This window comes from Streptomyces canus (assembly GCF_030815415.1).
Taxonomy (GTDB): Bacteria; Actinomycetota; Actinomycetes; order Streptomycetales; family Streptomycetaceae; genus Streptomyces; species Streptomyces canus_F.
Genome location: NZ_JAUSWW010000001.1, coordinates 4,078,640 through 4,097,403 on the forward strand (window position 1 = coordinate 4,078,640; position 18,764 = coordinate 4,097,403).

Genomic DNA, 18,764 nt, shown 5'->3' on the forward strand with positions numbered 1-18,764 from the left:
GGAACAGCTGTATCGAGGGGATATCCGTGACCACGACGACGGTCCGCCAGGTGATCGAGACACCCCGGCCGCCGGACCGGACGGCCCCCCGTGAGACCCGTCTGCGGGCCCTGGACGGACTGCGTCTGGTGGCCGCGCTGATGGTGGCGGCCTACCACTACGGCGGCCGGGGCGGCGAGGTCACAACGGCCTGGGGAAGTTCCCCGAAAGACCAGTTCCCGACGCTGAGCGGGTATTTCGCATACGGCTGTCTCGGCGTACAGGTCTTTTTCGTGATCAGCGGATTCGTGATCTGCATGAGCGGCTGGGGCAGGCCGCTGAAGTCGTTCTTCGCGTCCCGCGCGTCCCGGCTGCTGCCCGCGTACTGGGTGGCGGTCGTGCTCGTCACCGCGGTGTTCGCGCTGCCGACGGTCGCCTTCAAGGCGGTGGCGCCGAGCGACGCCCTGGTCAACATGACGATGCTTCAGCAGCCGCTGGGCGTCGACCGGGTGCTGGGCGTGTGCTGGACGCTGTGGGCGGAGATCCGCTTCTACGCCCTGTTCGCCCTGTGCGTGGTCCTGCCCGGAGCCTCCCGGCGCCGGGTGATCATGTTCTGTGCGGGCTGGACGCTGGCCGCGGCGATCGCGCAGGCCGCCAAGGAGCCGCTGCTCGACATCGTGCTGATGCCCGAGTACGCCCCCTTCTTCATCGGCGGTGTCGGTCTCTACCTCGTCCACCGCGACCGGCGGGACGTCCACGCGTGGGGCATCGTCGCCGTCAGCTTTCTGATCGGCCAGCACTACGCGGTCCGCGGCCTGTGGAACGCGGCCGACCCGAACGCCTTCGCGCACCGCACCACCCTCGGCATCGTCCTCGTCGTCGCCTTCGGCTTCCTCGCCGTCACCGCCATCGCGCTGGGCCGGCTGAACCGGGCGAACTGGCGCTGGCTGACGGTGGCCGGGGCGTTGACGTACCCCTTCTACCTGGTCCACGAGCACCTCGGCTGGGTGGTGATCCACGGGCTGCACACCGGGCTCGGACTGCCCTCCGCGGAGACGTTCGCGCTGACGGTGGCCTCGATGCTGCTGCTGGCCTGGCTGATGAACCGGTACGTCGAGAAGCCACTGACCCCGAAGCTGCGTTCGGCCTTGGCCAAGGCCCGCTGAGGTTGTTCACCGGACGTTCAGCGCGGGGAAAACTGGGCCGGACTCCAGCGAGCAGACATGCACCATGGCCAACGCACAGCAGACGTACACGTACCCCGGTGAACCAGGCGACGTACCGGGCTGGTTCCCTCCCCTCGACCAGGTCCTGTTCACCTGGTTCCTCGACCGGCAGCGAACGCGGGGCTTCGCCGGCGACCTCCTGGAGCTCGGCGCCTACCTGGGCAAGAGCGCGATCCTGCTCGGCCGGCACCTGGCGGCGGGCGAGCGGTTCACGGTCTGCGACCTCTTCGGCGGCGACGCCCCGGACGGGGCGAACAAGGCCGAGACCGCGAAGTCGTACGCCTCCCTCACCCGGCAGGCCTTCGAGCGGAACTACCTCTCCTTCCACGACACCCTCCCGAGGGTGATCGAGGCGCCGAGTTCGGTGATCTCCTCCGAGGTCGCGGCGGGGAGCTGCCGGTTCGTCCACATCGACGCCTCGCATCTGTACGAGCACGTCCGCGACGACATCGGTGCGGCTCGGGAGATCCTGCTGCCGGAGGGGGTGGTGGTTCTCGACGACTTCCGGTCCGAGCACACGCCGGGGGTGTCGGTGGCGGCGTGGGAGGCGGTGCTGAACCGTGGGTTGCGGCCGATCTGTCTCAGTACGCAGAAGCTGTACGGGACGTGGGGTGATCCCTCGGCGGTGCAGGAGGAGTTGCTGGAGATGCTTAGGGGGCGGGCGGACTGCGGGGTGAGTGTGCAGCGTGCGGCGGGGCATCGGTTGGTCCGGGTTCGCTCCGCGGGGGTGCGGGGGCCGGAGTTTCCCAAGTCGCGGCACTTTGTGGAGCCTGTGGTGGAGGTGGTTCCCGCCCCGCGGCCCCGACGCTCCCCGGCCAGGCGTATCGCCGTGGATCTGCTGCCGCCGGTCATCACGCGAGCTGTACGGAAGGTTCGGGCTCGTCAGGTCTGATTTCGGCTGCGGGTGTGTGGGGGCTGGTCGCGCAGTTCCCCGCGCCCCTTAGGGGCGCTCTCGATGCCCTTGATGATCAGGACCAGCCCCTCCTCGAAGTGCCTTTCGTAATCCGCGAAGATCTCCGCGCCCGCCGCGGCCGACAGGGGGAAGTCGGACATCAGGCGGGCGCGTTCGTCGATGTCGTAGCCCTCGCGGCGTTCGCCGGGAAGGGGCTCGACGCCCTGTTCCTCGATGACGAAGCCGAGGGTGTAGAGGTACGTCGTCGAAGAGGCCCTGACCGCTTGGGGGAGGGTGAAGCCCGCGGACAGGAACAGGCGCAGGTTGTCCTCCATCGCCTCCACATGCACGAGGCTCGTGAAGCGTGAGCCGCTGAAGACCCTCGCGCCGTCGCGGTAACCGAGCAGGGCGGCACGCAGCCCGCGGTTGGACTTCAGCAGCCGCTCCTGCCAGGTGTCGCCGGCGTCGAGTGGGGTCCCGGCGACCATGCGCCGGTACATCTCCGTCGCCATCTCGTCGAGCAGCGCCTGCTTGTCCTTGAAGTGCCAGTAGAGGGCGGGCGCCTTGACGTCGAGTTCCTTGGCGATGGCACGCAGGGTCAGCCCGTCCAGGCCCACCTCGTTCAGAAGCGTGAGGGCCGTGGCCGCGACCCGCGTGCGGTCGAGGGGCGCGCGTCGTTCCGTAGTCACGCTTGACAGCTTAACGGCGTTAAGGGCACGCTCATAGCCGACGGAACTTAACAGCGTTAAGGAGAGTGGTCGCATGCGTACCGATATGCACACCGACGTACTGATCGTGGGCGCGGGCCCGACCGGCCTCGCCCTCGGTATCGATCTGGCCCGGCGCGGGGTGGACGCGCTGGTGGTGGAGAAGGCCGAGAAGCTCTTCCCCGGCTCGCGCGGCAAGGGCATCCAGCCGCGCACCATGGAGGTCTTCGACGACCTCGGCGTCCTGGACGCGATCCACGCCGCCGGCGGCAGCTACCCGGTCGGGATGGTCTGGCAGGACGGCAAGCAGGTCGGCGAGCACCAGATGTTCGACCCGGCCGAGGCGACGGAGGACTCCCCGTACAACGCGCCGTGGATGGTGCCGCAGTGGCGGACCCAGCAGATCCTGGCGGCGCGGCTGACGGAGCTCGGCGGCGAGGTCGCCTTCGGACGCGAGCTGACCGGTCTCACCCAGGACGGGGAAGGAGTGACGGCCCGCTTCACGGACGGCGAGGACATCCGGGCCCGGTATCTGGTGGCGGCGGACGGCGGCCGCTCGGCGGTGCGGCGGGCGCTCGGCATCGGGATGACGGGCGAGACGGTGGACCCGCAGCCGATGCTGGTGGCGGACGTACGCCTGACCGGCCTGGACCGCGACTACTGGCACGTCTTCCCGCCGAGCGCGGAGGGCGACGGCTTCCTGGCGATCTGCCCGCTCGCGGGCACGGAGGACTTCCAGGTGGCGGCCCAGTTCCCCGCGGACACCGCGGTGGACGTGTCACCGGACGGCATCCGCAAGGTGGTCGCCGCCCGCTCCCACCTCGACCCCTCGGATGTGACGGAGGTGCGCTGGGCCTCGGACTTCCGGCCCCGCATGGCCCTCGCGGACCGGTTCCGGGAGAAGCGGGTGTTCCTCGCGGGCGATGCCGCGCATGTGCACTCACCGGCCGGCGGGCAGGGGCTCAACACCAGCGTGCAGGACGCCTACAACCTGGGGTGGAAGCTGGGCGCGGTACTGCGGGGCGGCGCCTCGGCGACGCTGCTGGACAGCTACGAGGAGGAGCGGCGCCCCATCGCCGCGGACATGCTCGGCCTGTCGGCGAGCGTCCACCGCGGGGAGACCCGGCGCGGTGACGCGACCCGTCAGCTGGGGCTGGGGTACCGGGACTCCTCCCTCACCCGGGAGACGAGGGCCGCGGCGACCGGGGTACGGGCGGGCGATCGCGCACCGGACGGGCTGCTGGGCGGGACGCGGCTCTTCGACGCGTTCCGGGGGCCGCACTGGACGCTGGTGGCGGTGGGCGGCGAGGCGCCGGGGGTGCCGGAGGCGATCAAGGTCGTACAGGGAGACACGCAGGCTTCGTACGGGACGGGCCTGTTCCTGGTACGCCCGGACGGCTATGTGGGCTGGGCGGGCGAGACGCCGAGCGGATTGCGGGAGTACCTGACGGCAGCGGGCCTGTAGGAGCACGGGGGCCGTATCGATATGCGGCTCCGCCGCGCGGGCGCGACCAGCCCCCACCGACCCGCAGCCGCCATCGAACATGAAATCGAACTTGAAAGGGAGCGTCGCCCGCTAGAACGCATCCGCCGGAACGTAGGTCCCCCAGACCTCCCGCAGCGCGTTGCACACCTCGCCGACCGTGGCCCGGGCCCGCAGCGCCTCCTTCATCGGGTACAGGACGTTGTCCTCGCCCTCGGCGGCCTTCTTCAGGGCCGTCAGGGCCGAGTCCACCGCCCGCTGGTCACGCTCGGCGCGCAGCCGGGCCAGCCGCTCGGCCTGCTGGGCCTCGATGGCCGGGTCGACGCGGAGCGGCTCGTACGGCTCCTCCTCGTCGAGCCGGAAGCGGTTGACGCCCACGACGACCCGCTCGCCCGAGTCCGTCTCCTGCGCGATGCGGTACGCGCTGCGCTCGATCTCGTTCTTCTGGAAGCCGTGCTCGATGGCCGCCACCGCGCCGCCGAGGTCCTCGACCCTGCGCATGAGGCCGAGGGCGGCCGTCTCCACGTCGTCGGTCATCCTCTCGACGACGTACGACCCGGCGAACGGGTCGACCGTCGCCGTCACGTCCGTCTCGTACGCCAGGACCTGCTGGGTACGCAGGGCCAGCCTCGCCGACTTGTCGGTCGGCAGCGCGATCGCCTCGTCGAAGGAGTTCGTGTGCAGGGACTGCGTGCCGCCCAGCACCGCCGCGAGGCCCTGGACGGCGACCCGGACGAGGTTCACCTCCGGCTGCTGGGCCGTCAGCTGCACCCCGGCGGTCTGGGTGTGGAAGCGCAGCATGAGGGACTTGGAGTTCTTCGCGCCGAACTCGTCCCGCATCACACGAGCCCAGATACGCCTGGCCGCACGGAACTTGGCGACCTCCTCCAGGAGCGTCGTACGGGCCACGAAGAAGAAGGAGAGACGCGGGGCGAAGTCGTCGACGTCCATTCCGGCCGCCACCGCCGTGCGGACGTACTCGATGCCGTCGGCCAGCGTGAAGGCGATCTCCTGCGCGGGCGAGGCCCCCGCCTCCGCCATGTGGTAGCCGGAGATCGAGATGGTGTTCCACTTCGGGATCCCGGTCCGGCAGTACTTGAAGATGTCGGCGATGAGCCGGAGCGAGGGCTTGGGCGGGAAGATGTACGTCCCCCGCGCGATGTACTCCTTCAGCACGTCGTTCTGGATCGTGCCCGTCAGCTGCCGCGCCGGCACGCCCTGTTCCTCCGCCACCAGCTGGTACATCAGCAGCAACAGGGCCGCGGGCGCGTTGATCGTCATCGACGTCGAGACCTGGTCCAGCGGGATCCCGTCGAACAGCACCCGCATGTCCTCGACCGAGTCGATCGCCACCCCCACCTTGCCGACCTCGCCGTGCGCGATCGAGGCGTCCGAGTCGTGGCCCATCTGGGTCGGCAGGTCGAAGGCGACCGACAGGCCCGTCGTGCCGTGGGCGATCAGCTGCCGGTAGCGGGCGTTGGACTCCGTAGCCGTACCGAAGCCGGCGTACTGGCGCATGGTCCAGGGGCGGCCCGTGTACATCGACGGGTAGACGCCACGGGTGAAGGGATACGCACCCGGCTCGCCCAGCTTCTCCGCGGGGTCCCAGCCGTCCAGGGCCCCGGGGCCGTAGACCGGTTCGATGGGCAGTCCGGACTCCGACTCGCGCGCCATGGTGTGCCGCCTCCCGCTGAGAAATCACTCGCCGGTTGTTCACCACCATGCCGTGCCGTTCGCAACCAGTCATCCGCGGGAAGCCATCTCTGGTGACACGAGTGGTGAGAAGGCGGGGGCGGACATGCGTACAGAGGGCATGAGGAGAGTGATCGCCGCGTTGGTGGCGGTGGCGGCCGTGGGCGGCTGCACCGTGCAGGCGTCCGAGGGCGACGGGAAGGGCCCGGTGCGGGTCGAGCTGCCCAAGAGCTCCCCCTCCTCCTCGGCCGGCGCGAAGGACGACAAGCCCGCCGCCGAGCCGACGAAGGCCCCGCCGAAGGTGCTCCTCTCCCCCGGCGACACCGGCCGTGACGTCCGTGAGCTGCAGGCCCGGCTGCGACAGGTGGCCTGGATCTTCGAGGGGCCGACGGGGACGTACGACGGGACGACCGAGGAGGCCGTCAAGGGGTTCCAGGGCAAGCGCGGGCTGCCGAAGACCGGCGAGACCGACGCCGTCACCTGGCAGCGGCTGCTGGGGATGACACATGAGCCCGGCAAGTGGGAGCTGTATCTGATGGGCGGGCAGCCGGCCGACAAGCCGGACGCGCGCTGTCTGACCGGCCGGGTGCTGTGCATCAGCAAGTCGAGCCGCACCTTGCGCTGGATGGTGGACGGGCGGACCGTCACCACCGTGCCGGTGCGGTTCGGCTCGGAGTACACACCGACCAGGGAAGGCGTGTTCAGCGTCTACTGGAAGTCGCGCCACCACGTCTCGACGCTCTACGACTCACCGATGCCGTACGCGATGTTCTTCAGCGGCGGCCAGGCGGTGCACTACTCGTCCGACTTCGCGGCCCGGGGTTACGCGGGCGCCTCGCACGGCTGCGTCAACGTGCGGGACGAGGCGGTGATCGCGGAGCTGTTCGACGAGGTCCGCGACGGCGACAAGGTCGTCGTGCACTGGTGACGTGTGGGGCGCGGGCGGGACCGGGGGAACGTGTCCCGCCCGCGCCGAGGTGCACGAGCCGTGAGTACGGGGGGAACCCCGGCTCTGTGCGACGGCCGATGACCAGTCGGCTCACTCATCTCAGCGCCACCGCGGCCGAAAATGTCACACCGGTCGCGAAAAAAGTTCGGCAGCCTGGGGAAACGCAGGTCACAGGGCGGAGTACGACGGGTTGGGCGACGGTTCGGGAACGGCGGCGGCCCGCTTCGGCTGAAGCGTGGCGTCGTCCGACGGGGACGGCGAGGGGGTGGCGAGGCCCCCGTTCTGGTGGTGGTCGTTGCCGTTGCCGTGGCCGTTGCCGCCGGAAACCCCGTGGTGGCTGTCGTCGTCACTGCCCGGACCGTCCTGGTCCTTGTCCGAGTCCTTGCGGTCGTCTTCCCGGCGGGCCTGGCCGTCGGAGGTCTTCAGGACGTCGTTGCAGTACTTCCACACGCGCGTGGAGCCGCCCGCCAGCCCTTCCAGGGCTCGTCTGCGGTCGGTGGACAGCCGCCGGCCGTCGCGGATGTCGCGGCAGGCCGACCGGGCCCCGTCCCATGAGGAGCCGAAACCGCCCGTCCGGCCGTGGCCGTCGGGGTCGGCGCTCGGAGCGCCGCCCGCGTCGTCGGTACGCGGGGCGGCTTGATCGGGGGAGGCGCCGACGGAGCCGTCGGGTGTCGGCTCGTCCTTCGCGGCGCCGTCGGGCGTCGGCGACACCAGCGGACGGTCCGGCGTGACGGCGGCCGACACCGAGGCTCCGGGCCGCGGTTCGGCGTCCCCGAACGGTGTCGGCAGCATTCCGGTCGCCGCCGCGGCCACCACTCCACCGACCATCCCGAACGCCACCACGGCGGCCAGCCCGACCCGCACGGTCCGCCGGGGGCGCGGGGCGCGGTGGCCGGGGGCGCCGATGCGGATGAGCCCGGTGTCGGCGGAGGAGGCGTGGCCGGAGGTGGCGCCAGCCGTCGCGCGGTTCGCGTGTGCCGTGCGGAAGGCGGCCAGGGCGGCGGCCTCGCCGGGGAATTCGGCGCTGCTCATCGGGGGTTCGACGGAGAGCGTGCCGAGGGTCTTGGCGAGGCGCTCAGCATCGTCGCGGTCGGCGGGGTCGACAGCGTTGTCCAGTGACTCGCCGCGCAGCAAACGCTCCGCCGTTTCGCGGTCCAGCCACCCGTACTGCTTGTCGGCCATCACATGTCCTTCTGCGTCCGCGGACGCATATGCGTCACACTCGCGGACGTCACCGCACGAGTGTGCGGTTCTCGCTGGGGCGGGAGCGCGTCGAGCACGCCGTCCGCTTCCGGATCGCCGCCGAGCAGTTCGGCGAGCCTCTTCAGACCCCGGTGCGCGGCGGTCCGTACGGCCCCCGGCCGTTTGCCCAGCGTCTCCGCGGCGGTCTTGGCGTCGAGGCCCACCACCACCCGCAGCACGACGGCCTCGGCCTGGTCCTGCGGAAGACGGGCGATGAGGGAGAGGGTGCTGTCGGTGGCCAGGGCCTCCATGGCCTCGCCCGCGGTGTCGGACTCGCCGGCCTTCCCGGTCAGCTCGGTCTCGTCGCCGCCGATGGCGGGGCGGCGGCCGCGCATACGTATGTGGTCCAGGGCGCGGTTACGCGCGATACGGGCGGCCCAGCCGCGAAACCGGTCCGCGTCCCCGCTGAACCGCTCGAGGTCCCGGGCGATCTGCAGCCATGCCTCGGAGGCGACGTCCTCGGCGTCCGGGTCGCCGACCAGCGTCCGGACGTATCCGAGCAGCCGTGGGTGCACGGCGCGGTACACAGTCCGGAACGCGGTCTCGTTCCCGTCCTGTGCCGCAAGCACCGCGGCGGTCAGCTCCGCGTCATCCCCCAGCACGCATGGTTCCTCAGTAGATGGTCGCGGCCCCGATGCCGCCTGCGATTGCGGTGATCTCTCGCTTCCGCGCTCGGCGCGAAAGGCACGTTACGACCTGAAACCGCTGCTCGTCCATGTCCGTACAGGATGCAACTACCTCGTGATGGGGCGGGTACTCCCCGGGTGTGACAGAAAACGCATCCATGGCGCTGTAGGAAGTACGGGTCGCCGCGCGGCCCGTGCCGCGCGACGGCCGGGGCCTCTCCTGTGGGGGGTGGCGGCCCCGGCCGTTGCTTTGGCCGCGGGGTCCTGCCGGGCTACTGCTTCTTCTTGCCGGCCGTGTCGTCGGCGTTCTTCTCGCTCTTGCCGGGCTTGTCCGCCTTCTCGCCCTGTGCCAGCTGGTCCGCGCAGTACCGCGCGACGTTCCCCTCGCCGCCCGCCGCCTCCACGAGCCGCTGCCAGGCCGTGGAGTTCAGTGCGTTGCCGCGGCCCCGCACCTTGTCGTAGGCGCGGCAGTGGGCCTCGGTGTCCTGCGCGGTGACCGGGCGGTCGGGCCGCGCGGAGGGGCTTTCGGTGGCGGGGGCGGTGGTGGCCGGGGGCCGGACCGGGGCGGATGTCTGCGGCCGGGGCGGGTCCTTCTTCTCGGCCTCGGGCGACGAGCCGCCCGTGCCGTCCGTGCCGATCGTGGCGAACGCGACGCCGCCGAGGGTGAGGCTGGCCAGGAACACGGAGAGCGTGGTGCGCAGTGAACGGGACAGCCGGCGCTGCTCCCGGGGCCGCCAGTCGTCCCGGCGGCGGGTGCGGGCCCGGTGCGCCCCGGCGTCGCGGGCGGCCCGGAACGCGGCGACGGCCTGCCGCTCGCCCTCGGCACCGGCGGGGTTCTCGCGCGGGCCGGCGTCCCCGCGCATGGCGGCGGCGAGCAGCGCCTCCAGGCCGTCGGCCCCGTCGGCGTCCGGGGAACCGGTACCGCCAGGGTGCACATGCCGACGGCCGGGGACCCCGCCGCCGCTCCGCCCTTCACCCATGCCCGTTCCCGTCCCTGTCCCTGTCCCTGTCCGGCCTGTCGCCGTCGTCGTCCTTCACTACTTCGACTCCCCCAGCGTCCGGGGATCGTCATCCGTCACACTCTCGACGCCCAGCTGCTGAGCCAGCCGCTTCAGACCCCGGTAGGCGGCGGTACGCACCGCGCCCGGCCGCTTGCCGAGGACGCGGGCGGCGGCGGGCCCGTCGAGGCCGACGACCACCCGCAGCAGCACGGCCTCCGCCTGATCGCGGGGCAGGCCCCGGACCAGCTCCAGGGCGTGGTCCGTGGAGATGGACTCCAACGCCTGGTCGTGGGTGCTGTGCGGGCCCGGCAGATCCAGTACGTCCTGCTCCAGCGCCGCCGACCGGGGCCGTACCTTCAGCCGGCGCAGATGGTCCAGCGCCCGGTGCCGGCCGATGGTGGCGGTCCAGCCGCGGAAGCCGGCCCCGTCGCCCTTGAACCGGCCGAGGTCGCGGGCGATCTCCAGCCAGGCGTCGGAGGCCACGTCCTCGGCGTCGTCGCCGACGATCCCGCGGAGGTAGCCGAGCAGGCCGGGCTGCACGAGCCGGTACGCGACCGCGAAGGCGGCCTCGTCACCTTCCTGGGCCCGCGCGACGGCCGCGCCAAGCTCCCCGTCGTACGCCTGCACGCGGCGGGGTTCCCCTCCTCGACCCAAGAACTGTCCTCGTCCGTACCGTTTCGTGGCGGTCCGGCACCGTTCTGCCCGACCGCCCCCCTGCGGGGAGTCCCCCCACGGTCAACAGCGCCGGACGCCACAAATGTGTCACTGCGCCCCGCGTGTCGCGGGGACGGCCGTGGACGCGGCGGGCTTCCCCGGTCCGCCGCGTCCACGGCCTGGTCAGGTGCGGGCCTGCGCCGTGCTCGGCTCCGCCCGGTGCAGGATCAGCATGTCCGCCACGAAGCACGTGACCTCGCCCTCCCGGTCCCGGCCCACCCACACCGGGTAGGAGCCGTCGCCCCGGCCGCTCGGGTAGGCGACGAGGTTGGTGCCGTTCGCCGGGTCGTCGACGACCGCGACACCGTGGGCGTCCTCCTCCTGCGTACCGGCGACGAGGCCGTCCCAGTACCGGCGCCCGAGGTCGGGGGCGGCGGTGGCGTCGGTGAAGGCGGCGGTACCGGCGTCGACCCCGAAGCCGTAGAACTCGCCCTCGCCCAGCAGCCGTTCGTCCTGCCCGTCGAGCAGCGCGGCCTCCCAGCGGACGGTCGGCCGGTCGCGGACCAGGACGCGCGCGGCGACGTACTCCTCGAACCTCGCGGCGGCGCGGGCGATCTGCACCGGGTACCTCCCGGGCGCCACCGTCGCGGTGAACCCGGAGTCCTCGTCGCTCGCCCCGTACGTGGGGTCCTTCGCCACCAGCCGCCCGCTGGGCAGCAGCAGCGTCCCCGCCTCGATCGGCTCGCGCACGGTGTACTCGCCGTCGGGTGAGGAGAACCGGGTGCCCGCGACGAACAGTTCGGCCAGATGCCCGGGCCGCATCCCTTCGGGCGCCCGCCAGTTGGGCTCGACGGCCGCCCCCTGCGGTACGTCCGTGATCTCCCGCAGCTCGACGCGGTCCGCGCCCTCGATGCCCAGCGGCGCGAACAGCCGCTCCCAGCACCCGAACCGGGGGACCTCGAACCACCGCTGCTCGTCCGGCACCTTGGCGGTCGTGTGCCGCGCGCCGCCCTTGTCGCCCTGTGGCTCGACGACCTCGGAGCCCCGCCCGTCCGGCCACAGCGACACCGTGACCCGCCCCGCGTCCGGCGCGAACTCGGGCGCCAGGTCGTCCGGGTAGACCCACGCACTCCGGCGCCGCAGGAAGAGCCGGTCCGCGTCCAGCTGCCGCAGGTCGACCTCCAGGAAGCGCCGCCCCTGGGCGTCGTACACGGCTACGCCGAGGTGGTTCCGCGCCCGCGCCACCTGCGCCACGACGGCCTCGGCGCCACCGGTCTCCCGCAGTACGACGGCGTACGGCTGCCCCGCCGCGTCCCGCGCCGCCGCCTCCTCGGGACCGATCGGGCCGAGGACGGACCCGGCGTCCCAGCCCATGCCGTACGCGACGTCGATGGTCCGCCTCACGCCGCGCTCCTTCGCCGGGCCCGCCCGTGCAGCGTCAGATAGAAGGTCTGCAGGGACTCCTCGGGGCCGCCCGCCTCGAAGCGGTTGAGGACCTTGCCGAGGGGGTTCCAGACCCGGCCGTCGGGCATCCGGACGCCGACCGGCTGACCGAAGTACCCGCGCTGCGCCTCGTCCAGATCGACCCACACCGCGCCCGCCCGGCGCACCAGCACCTCACCGACGTAGGCGCCCAGCGCGAGCAGCGGCCCGCTCACCCGCTCCCGGTCGGCGCCCCCCTTGCGCAACCCGTCGACCAGGAAGTCGACGACCCGCAGGCTGGCCACGGAGTAGTCCAGCGGCAGCCGGTTGCGGGCGGTGACCCGGGCGACGAACTCCGCCGCCCGCGCCCGCATCCCGCTCGCGCACGGCACCCGTTCGGCCTGCTTCTCCATGGGCCCCACCCCTTCGTTCGGCTTGCACTCCCCGCTGTCCCAGCGGATGCCGCCCCGGGAACATCACGGGTCACGGGCGTGGCTCTTCCCACACAGATGTCTCACAGACTCCGTGCAACCTTCTGTTTTCTCGTACGTCCCGGTCACGGGACGCGTGATGTTTGGCCAAAGCTGCGCGCTGTCTGTAGGTGCTGCCCAAGTGGCGGCCGATACGACCGTGTTCATCTTTCAGGGGTGGGATTCTTGAGTCCTCGCAACAGCCGTGCGTACAGACCGCTCAGTCTCAGAAGACGGGCCTGGCTGACCGCCGGGGCCGTTCTGCTGAGCGGCGCGGGCATCGCCACGTACGCCATGGCCGATCCGGGAGCGCAGTCCGACAGCAAGGCCGGGGGGCGTGAGCCGGCCGTCCACACGCTCAGGCTCCAGAGCGAGGGCGCGGGCCGCAAGGGGCTCGACCGGCGGGAGACGGACCGGTTCAGCGCGGTCCTCGTCACCTGGGACAACCCCGACGCGAAGTCCCCGGGCACGGCCGAAGTGCGCACCCGGGACGCCGAGTCGGGCAAGTGGTCGGGCTGGCAGAAACTCCAGGACGACCCGAGCCAGGCCGACGGCGCCGAGGGTGAGCGGGCCGCGCTGCGGGGCGGTACGGAGTCGTTGTGGACCGGTGACTCCGACGGGGTCGAGGTGCGGGTCGTGAACGCGGACGGCACGGAGGCGGGCGGGCAGCCGGCCGGGATGGACGTCAAGCTCCTCGACCCCGGTACGGATCCTGAGAGCAGCGGGGTGGAACCGGCGGCGTTCGTGGCCGAGACCCAGACACCCGTGGCGGTGACGACGAGCACGCCGACGGCGACCGACACCCCCACGGCCGGCCCGACGGCGACGGTCACACAGACTCCGAGCGGCACTCCCTCGGAGTCGGCCTCCCCCTCCGCGTCCCCCTCCCCCACCTCCACCGTCCCGGCCCCGCGCGCCTCCACGGTCGTGAAGCCGCCGATCATCACCCAGGCCGAGTGGGGCGCGTCCACGGACTACGACGGCACACCCGGCTACGGCACCGAGATCAAGGCCGCCGTCATCCACCACACCGGCATGGACAGCGACAACACCCTGTCCTGCGCCGACTCCCGGGCCCGGCTGCGCTCCATCCAGCAGGAGCACTTCACGCGCGGCTACTACGACATCGGCTACAACTTCGTCGTCGACAAGTGCGGCCAGATCTTCGAGGGCCGCAGCGGCGGCATGGACCTGCCGGTGACCGGCGCGCACGACATCGGGTTCAACACGAACACGGTCGGCATCTCGTACATCGGCAACTACGAGAGCGCCAGGCCGAGCAAGGCCGCGCTCGACGCCATCGCGCGGATCGTGGCGTGGAAGTTCGGGATGTACGGCATCGACCCGACCGGCAAGGTCACCCTGGTCTCCGGCAGCGACGCGGGCATCGACGGCAACAAGGTCGCCAAGGGCTCCTCGATCACGCTGCCCCGGGTCTTCGGGCACCGGGACACCAACGCCACGGCCTGCCCCGGCGCCAACCTCTACGCGAAGCTGCCGAGGATCGCCACGCTCGCGAAGACGCCGGGCATCTCGCACGCCCTCCCCACCTCCGACTACAACCGGGACGGCGTGACCGACCTGGTCACGGGCGTACCGAAGGCGAACGCGGTGAAGGTGATCCCGGGCAGCGTCGACGGACCCGTCACGGCGTCGAAGGTGACCCTCACCCAGAACAGCGCGGGCGTCCCCGGCTCCTCCGAGACCGGTGACGCCTTCGGCACCTCGGCCGCCTGGGGCGACGTCAACGGCGACGGCTACGCCGACCTCGCCGTCGGCTCCCCCGGCGAGGACGACACCAGCGGCAACGCCGACCGGGGCAACGTCACGGTGATGTACGGACCGGCGCTGAACACCGGCTTCTCGTACACCACTTCGGGTGTCACGGCGGCCGGTGCCAAGCTCGGTTCGACGGTCGCCGTCGGTGACTTCGACGGCGACGGCAAGGCCGACGTCTTCTCGGCGGGCACCGGCAAGGGCGGCAACTGGAACGCGCGACTGGGCGCCGGAAAGTACACGTACGGCACGCTGACCTCCGCCACCGGCGCGGTCGCCTACCTGGACGCCGCGACGGGCGACTTCAACCGGGACGGCTATGCGGACGTCGCCCTCAACTACCGCGACACCGGCTCCATCGGCCGCGTGGTCCGCTTCGCGGGCTCGGCGACCGGACTGACCAAGGCCGGCGTGATCTCCGTCAAGGGCGGCCGGTCCATCGCCGCCGGTGACGTCAACGGCAACGGCTACGACGACATCGTCATCGGCCAGCCGGTCGCCGCCGAGTCCGGCGGGAAGTCGGGCGGCCAGATCACGATGGTGCCGGGCACGTCGACCGGCTTCACGACCACGGGCATGACGGTGATCCACCAGGACACGGCGTCCGTCCCCGGCGGCAACGAGTCCGGCGACGCGCTCGGCAGTTCGGTCTCCGTCAGCGACTACGACGCCGACGGCTACGCGGACGTCCTCGCGGGCGCCCCGGGCGAGGACCTCGTCCGCGACGGGGTGAACCGCACCAACGCGGGCAACGCGATCCTGGTCAAGGGCACGGCGTCGGGGCTCACGGGCGCCGGCTCGGTGGCGGTCTCTCAGGACACCTCCGGCATCCCCGGGTCGACCGAGACCGACGACCGCTTCGGCTCCTCGGTCTCCCTGACCGACCTCTCCGGCTACGGCCGCGCCGACCTCACCTTCGGCGCCGACAACGAGGACGCCGGCGACGGCATCCTCCTGCACCTGCCGAGCAACAGCAGGGGCCTCGGGTACGCGGACGCGGTGATCTACAGCAGGACCACACTGGCGACACCGACGGACGCGCGGCTGGGCCAGGTGCTGGCGCCGTAAGGCACCGGAACCGCCGGAACGACGGCCGGGACCCCGCCCACTGCCCGGGGCCCCGGCCGTCTCAGGACGCCGCTCGGGAACCGGCCCTCACGGCCGGGCGGCACCCGTCGCGTCCCGGCACAGCAGCCGCAGCGACCCGTGCCCGGCGAAACACCGCCGGGCCTCGTCCATCGGATCCCACAGCAGCCCGTCGGGCGTACGGATCCAGTGGTCACCCCCGCTCGTCCACCACTCGGCACCGGACTGACGGGCGATCACCTCACCCGCGTACGCGCCGAAGCCGCGCAACACCGCTTCGACGGCGTCGTACGGCGTGCCCTCGCGGCGCAGGTCCTCGACCATCCGGTCGACGCGCCACAGACTCTGCGCCGAGTAGTCGAGCCGCACCCGCGCGCCCTCGCGCATCGTCGCCACCGCGTCCGCCGCCCACCGCATCGGCTTCGCCGCCGCCGGGGGCCTGGTCATCTGCTGTGTCGTCACATGTGTCGTCACATCCCCATGAGCGTGCGGCGCGGCCGGTTCGTCACCCGTTTGCGGCCCGATTCCCGATACCGGCGCAGGACCGCCCCACCTCCGCCCCACGACGGGCACAGACCGCTCCCAAGTGCGCGTTTTGCCCGGGAGTGACGGTTCGCCGTCCCCGTGCGCTCCTGTCACTGATGAGCATGTACTTCCACTTCCGCGCCATTCCGCCCGCCGCACTGCGCAACAGCCCGGCCTGGCTGGAGAAGCTCTTCGAGGACGACTGGGACGCCGTACGGGTGCGGATCGGCCGCCACCGGGAGGAGGTGCTGGACGGCGGCTACCTCGACCAGGAGCGCCTGTACGCCGACGCTCTGACCGGCGAGGGCCCGCACACACAGGTGGTCACGGGGGGCCGGCCGATAGCGCACCCCGACCCGTCGTCACCGCCGTTCCTGCTGCTCACCGCGGCCCAGACGAACCGCGTCGCCGCCTATCTCGCCACCGCCGACTTCGAGGACCTGTGGCGGAACGCGCGCGCCGACCTGCTGAAGCCCTACGACGGCCAGGACGCGGAGCCGGAACTGCGCGGCGTGTTCGCGGCGGCCCATCGGGATCTCACGGCGTTCTACGGGCAGACGGCGCAGTACGGCGATGCGGTGGTGAAGTGGCTGGTCCTCTGAGCCTCGTTGCGGTCGGGTGGCTGAGTGGCCGGGTGGCTGGGTGGCTAGGTGGTCGAGTGGCCGACCCACCGAGCCTCACCGCAGCGGACTGACCGGATGGCTGGGCGGCCGAGTGGCCGACCCACTCACCCTTCAGGCCATCAACTCCGCCCCCGGGCCCGCCGCGACACCACCGCCCGCAACACCCGCCGCCCCTCCACCGACACCTCCAGCGCCCGCCGCAACCCCGCCGTGCCGTGCCCGGCGAGTACCTCCAGGACGATGACCTGGCGGCGCAGTTCGGCGGCGACGAGCGGGGGCATGCCCTCCGTGCGGCCTCCACGACGGGCGTCGAGCGGGGCGTCGTCGGCGGCGGGGTCGAGCAGCCGGTGGATCTGGAGCGAGGCGACGGAGCAGGCGTCGGCCCACACCCGCACCTCGGCGGCGTCCGGCGTGGCGGGCGCGGCGTCGAGCATCCGGCGGGCGAGCAGAGCGGCCGCGTCCTCGGCGGCGTCCTCCCCGCCCCCGAGTTTGCCGCGCGCGACCTCCAGGCCCGCGCCCCAGTCGCCGGTGTCGGCGAGGCTCGCCCAGAGCGGTCTCAGGAGCTCGTCGTCACCGCCCAGCAGGGGCACGCACCGGTCCAAACAAGCCAACCCGCTGGCGGCCAGTCCGCGTTCGTCGGCCTGAGCGATCAGCTCCACCAGACTCATCCACGCCTCCCTCGCCTGCGGTTTCCCTGACGGAGCCCGCACTTCCCCTTACTGCGTGCGACGGCGCGGGAGTGTCACAGGGGCACCACGGCGAGTCGGTCGAGCAGTCGGAAGAACAGGTTTTCGGCCAACGGGTCGGGGTCCGCGGTCAGCACCTCCACCACCCCCTCGGCCGTCACGGCGTACCCGGCCTCCTCGGCCCAGGAGACGGCCCGTTCGGCGGCGTCCCGGGGCTCCAGGAAGTAGTCCTCCAGCGTGAGGCCCTCCTCGTCGGCGCCGATGTACTCGGCCATCGCGGCCCGCCCCAGACACGTCGTCCACGCCCCGCTCTCCGGCCCGGCCGCCTCCACGACCACACAGTCGCTGTCCATCACGTACCCGAAGAGCGCGGGCGCCCCGGTCTCCCGGGCCAGGGAGTTCATGGACCCGACGTCCCCCTCCCCGCTCGGGTACTCCCACACCTGCCATCCCCCGGACGCCTCCGCCCGCAGGCTCAGCCCCTCGGCCCCCGCCAGCGCGTCCAACTCCCCGAGCGGCCGCTCACTGCGGCCCACGACGAAATACCCCCAGTAGCCCATTCCCGGCTCCCCCCGGCGTCTCGGCTGCGGCTCGGGGCCGAATACACCACAGTCGCACGGCAGTTCGCAGCCGTATCGGACAATCCGCCCCATCAGACGTGCACAAGGACCGACCCATCAGGCGAGGGCGGGGGCCGACCCTCCAGTCGGGAACGGGGACAGGCCCGTCGCGCAGGAACGGGAGCAGGTCGTCAGGCGGAGGCGAGAACGGGAGCGGCCCTTGGGTGGAGGCAGGGGCCGAATCCCCAGGCGGAGACCGGGGCGAGCCCCCCTCAGACGGCGACTCGGGCCCGCCCCCCCCCGGCAGCGAAGATGGCCCACGCATCAGGCGCAGGGAGGGGCCGATCTCCAGGCCGACACGAGGCGAGCCCCTCGGACGGAGACGCGAACCCGCCCCGGCAGCGCGGGAACCGAACCGGTCCCTCGGCTCGGGACAAGGGCCGGCCCATGCAGCCGCCGGTCGCTCAGGCGAAGACAGGGGCGGGTCCCTGCCGGACCTTCTCGTTCTGCATCCGTGTCAGCCGCAGCACGACGGCGATGGCGAGCGCGGCGGCCACGATGTCGACGACGTCCGCGAACAGCATCTGTCCCGCCGCGTCCTGGATCTCCTCGGCACTGTCGGCCTTGGTGTACGCGCGGGACGCGGCCCGTCCGGAGAGCAGCGAGATGACCCAGAACATCCACCAGGTGTTGACGAGCCCGTGCGGCCGGGGCGCGCCCCAGGGGCTGCTGGCGTCCCAGCTGTCCAGCGTGATCCGGCGCGGGAACCAGAGGTTGACGATCGGCACGATCCAGCCCCAGATCGCCCAGCTCCGCGTCTTGCTGTGGCCGTCCGGCCGGAACACCTCGGCGTTGACCCGCACCCGGTGGAACCAGCACACGAACAGGACGGCGGTCGTGAGCAGCGCCGCCGTCTGAACGGTGCCGGCGACGGAGTAGAGCCGGTCCGCACGGTCGGCGCGGTCGCCGACCGCCACGCCGCTCGCGAGGTCGCCGGTCACGTCGCGCATGACGACGTCCGCCCAGACCGCGAACAGATCGGTGGCGATCACGACACCGAGCCCCGCGACGGCGGCCCACCCGAGCCCGATCGGCGACCGCAGCCAGGCGGTCGGTACGGCGTTGAGCTGGGCCTGCGGATCTTCGGTCATGGTGAGGCTGTCCC

General features: G+C 72.1%; 18 protein-coding genes. 6 read left to right on the forward strand and 12 right to left on the reverse strand.

Going from position 1 to position 18,764, the window contains the following annotated elements; genetic code table 11:
* The first annotated feature begins 26 nt into the window (after window positions 1-26).
* Entirely contained in the window at window positions 27-1,145 is a 1,119-nt protein-coding gene (locus tag QF037_RS18715) for an acyltransferase family protein (RefSeq protein WP_373463748.1), read from the forward strand.
* A gap of 64 nt (window positions 1,146-1,209) precedes the next feature.
* Window positions 1,210-2,097, forward strand: a complete 888-nt coding sequence (locus QF037_RS18720) for a class I SAM-dependent methyltransferase (RefSeq protein WP_307026747.1) — start codon at window positions 1,210-1,212, stop codon at window positions 2,095-2,097.
* On the opposite strand, the gene QF037_RS18725 is transcribed toward QF037_RS18720, so the two are convergent.
* On the reverse strand, window positions 2,088-2,786 hold the full coding sequence (locus tag QF037_RS18725; RefSeq protein ID WP_307026749.1) for a TetR/AcrR family transcriptional regulator: 699 nt from the start codon (window positions 2,784-2,786) through the stop codon (window positions 2,088-2,090). The two genes, QF037_RS18720 and QF037_RS18725, sit on opposite strands and share 10 nt — an antisense overlap.
* Before the next feature lie 85 nt (window positions 2,787-2,871).
* Between QF037_RS18725 and QF037_RS18730 the strand changes: the two genes are divergently transcribed.
* Window positions 2,872-4,269, forward strand: a complete 1,398-nt coding sequence (locus QF037_RS18730; protein ID WP_307037248.1) for an FAD-dependent oxidoreductase — start codon at window positions 2,872-2,874, stop codon at window positions 4,267-4,269.
* A gap of 111 nt (window positions 4,270-4,380) precedes the next feature.
* On the opposite strand, the gene QF037_RS18735 is transcribed toward QF037_RS18730, so the two are convergent.
* Entirely contained in the window at window positions 4,381-5,961 is a 1,581-nt protein-coding gene (locus QF037_RS18735; RefSeq protein ID WP_307026751.1) for an acyl-CoA mutase large subunit family protein, read from the reverse strand.
* 139 nt (window positions 5,962-6,100) lie between these two features.
* Between QF037_RS18735 and QF037_RS18740 the strand changes: the two genes are divergently transcribed.
* Window positions 6,101-6,907: a L,D-transpeptidase family protein gene (locus QF037_RS18740; protein ID WP_307026753.1), complete on the forward strand. Its 807-nt coding sequence runs from the start codon at window positions 6,101-6,103 to the stop codon at window positions 6,905-6,907.
* 189 nt (window positions 6,908-7,096) lie between these two features.
* Here QF037_RS18740 and QF037_RS18745 read toward each other — a convergent pair whose 3' ends face one another.
* The 6 genes from QF037_RS18745 to QF037_RS18770 all read right to left on the reverse strand — a co-directional run bounded on the left by QF037_RS18745 (window position 7,097) and on the right by QF037_RS18770 (window position 12,286).
* Window positions 7,097-8,110 (reverse strand): hypothetical protein, encoded by a 1,014-nt coding sequence (locus tag QF037_RS18745; protein WP_307026755.1) that lies wholly within the window; start codon window positions 8,108-8,110, stop codon window positions 7,097-7,099.
* Window positions 8,110-8,772, reverse strand: coding sequence for an RNA polymerase sigma factor (locus tag QF037_RS18750; RefSeq protein WP_307026757.1), 663 nt, complete (start codon window positions 8,770-8,772; stop codon window positions 8,110-8,112). The genes QF037_RS18745 and QF037_RS18750 overlap by 1 nt, the downstream gene beginning before the upstream one ends.
* Before the next feature lie 296 nt (window positions 8,773-9,068).
* A complete protein-coding gene (locus QF037_RS18755) occupies window positions 9,069-9,776 on the reverse strand; it encodes a hypothetical protein (RefSeq protein WP_307026758.1) in 708 nt (235 codons plus the stop codon).
* 57 nt (window positions 9,777-9,833) lie between these two features.
* Window positions 9,834-10,451 carry an RNA polymerase sigma factor gene (locus QF037_RS18760; RefSeq protein WP_307026760.1) on the reverse strand — a complete coding sequence of 206 codons (618 nt, stop codon included), beginning with the start codon at window positions 10,449-10,451 and terminating at the stop codon, window positions 9,834-9,836.
* Between the two features lie 183 nt (window positions 10,452-10,634).
* Window positions 10,635-11,855 carry a DUF4241 domain-containing protein gene (locus tag QF037_RS18765; RefSeq protein ID WP_307026762.1) on the reverse strand — a complete coding sequence of 407 codons (1,221 nt, stop codon included), beginning with the start codon at window positions 11,853-11,855 and terminating at the stop codon, window positions 10,635-10,637.
* Window positions 11,852-12,286, reverse strand: coding sequence for a hypothetical protein (locus tag QF037_RS18770; protein ID WP_307026764.1), 435 nt, complete (start codon window positions 12,284-12,286; stop codon window positions 11,852-11,854). Before QF037_RS18770 ends, QF037_RS18765 begins: the two co-directional genes overlap by 4 nt.
* A 243-nt stretch (window positions 12,287-12,529) precedes the next feature.
* On the opposite strand from QF037_RS18770, the gene QF037_RS18775 reads away from it, so the two are divergent.
* Window positions 12,530-15,187 (forward strand): FG-GAP-like repeat-containing protein, encoded by a 2,658-nt coding sequence (locus QF037_RS18775; protein WP_373463749.1) that lies wholly within the window; start codon window positions 12,530-12,532, stop codon window positions 15,185-15,187.
* An 87-nt stretch (window positions 15,188-15,274) separates the two neighbouring features.
* Here QF037_RS18775 and QF037_RS18780 read toward each other — a convergent pair whose 3' ends face one another.
* On the reverse strand, window positions 15,275-15,652 hold the full coding sequence (locus QF037_RS18780; RefSeq protein WP_373463750.1) for a hypothetical protein: 378 nt from the start codon (window positions 15,650-15,652) through the stop codon (window positions 15,275-15,277).
* Between the two features lie 194 nt (window positions 15,653-15,846).
* On the opposite strand from QF037_RS18780, the gene QF037_RS18785 reads away from it, so the two are divergent.
* Window positions 15,847-16,332 (forward strand): DUF1877 family protein, encoded by a 486-nt coding sequence (locus QF037_RS18785; RefSeq protein ID WP_307026770.1) that lies wholly within the window; start codon window positions 15,847-15,849, stop codon window positions 16,330-16,332.
* Window positions 16,333-16,472: 140 nt separating this feature from the next.
* Here QF037_RS18785 and QF037_RS18790 read toward each other — a convergent pair whose 3' ends face one another.
* The 3 genes from QF037_RS18790 to QF037_RS18800 all read right to left on the reverse strand — a co-directional run bounded on the left by QF037_RS18790 (window position 16,473) and on the right by QF037_RS18800 (window position 18,750).
* Complete coding sequence (locus QF037_RS18790; protein ID WP_307026772.1) at window positions 16,473-17,021, reverse strand: hypothetical protein; 549 nt, start codon at window positions 17,019-17,021, stop codon at window positions 16,473-16,475.
* Window positions 17,022-17,095: 74 nt separating this feature from the next.
* Window positions 17,096-17,599 carry a hypothetical protein gene (locus QF037_RS18795; protein ID WP_307026774.1) on the reverse strand — a complete coding sequence of 168 codons (504 nt, stop codon included), beginning with the start codon at window positions 17,597-17,599 and terminating at the stop codon, window positions 17,096-17,098.
* A 464-nt stretch (window positions 17,600-18,063) separates the two neighbouring features.
* Window positions 18,064-18,750, reverse strand: a complete 687-nt coding sequence (locus tag QF037_RS18800; RefSeq protein WP_307026776.1) for a DUF4328 domain-containing protein — start codon at window positions 18,748-18,750, stop codon at window positions 18,064-18,066.
* Window positions 18,751-18,764 lie beyond the last annotated feature (14 nt).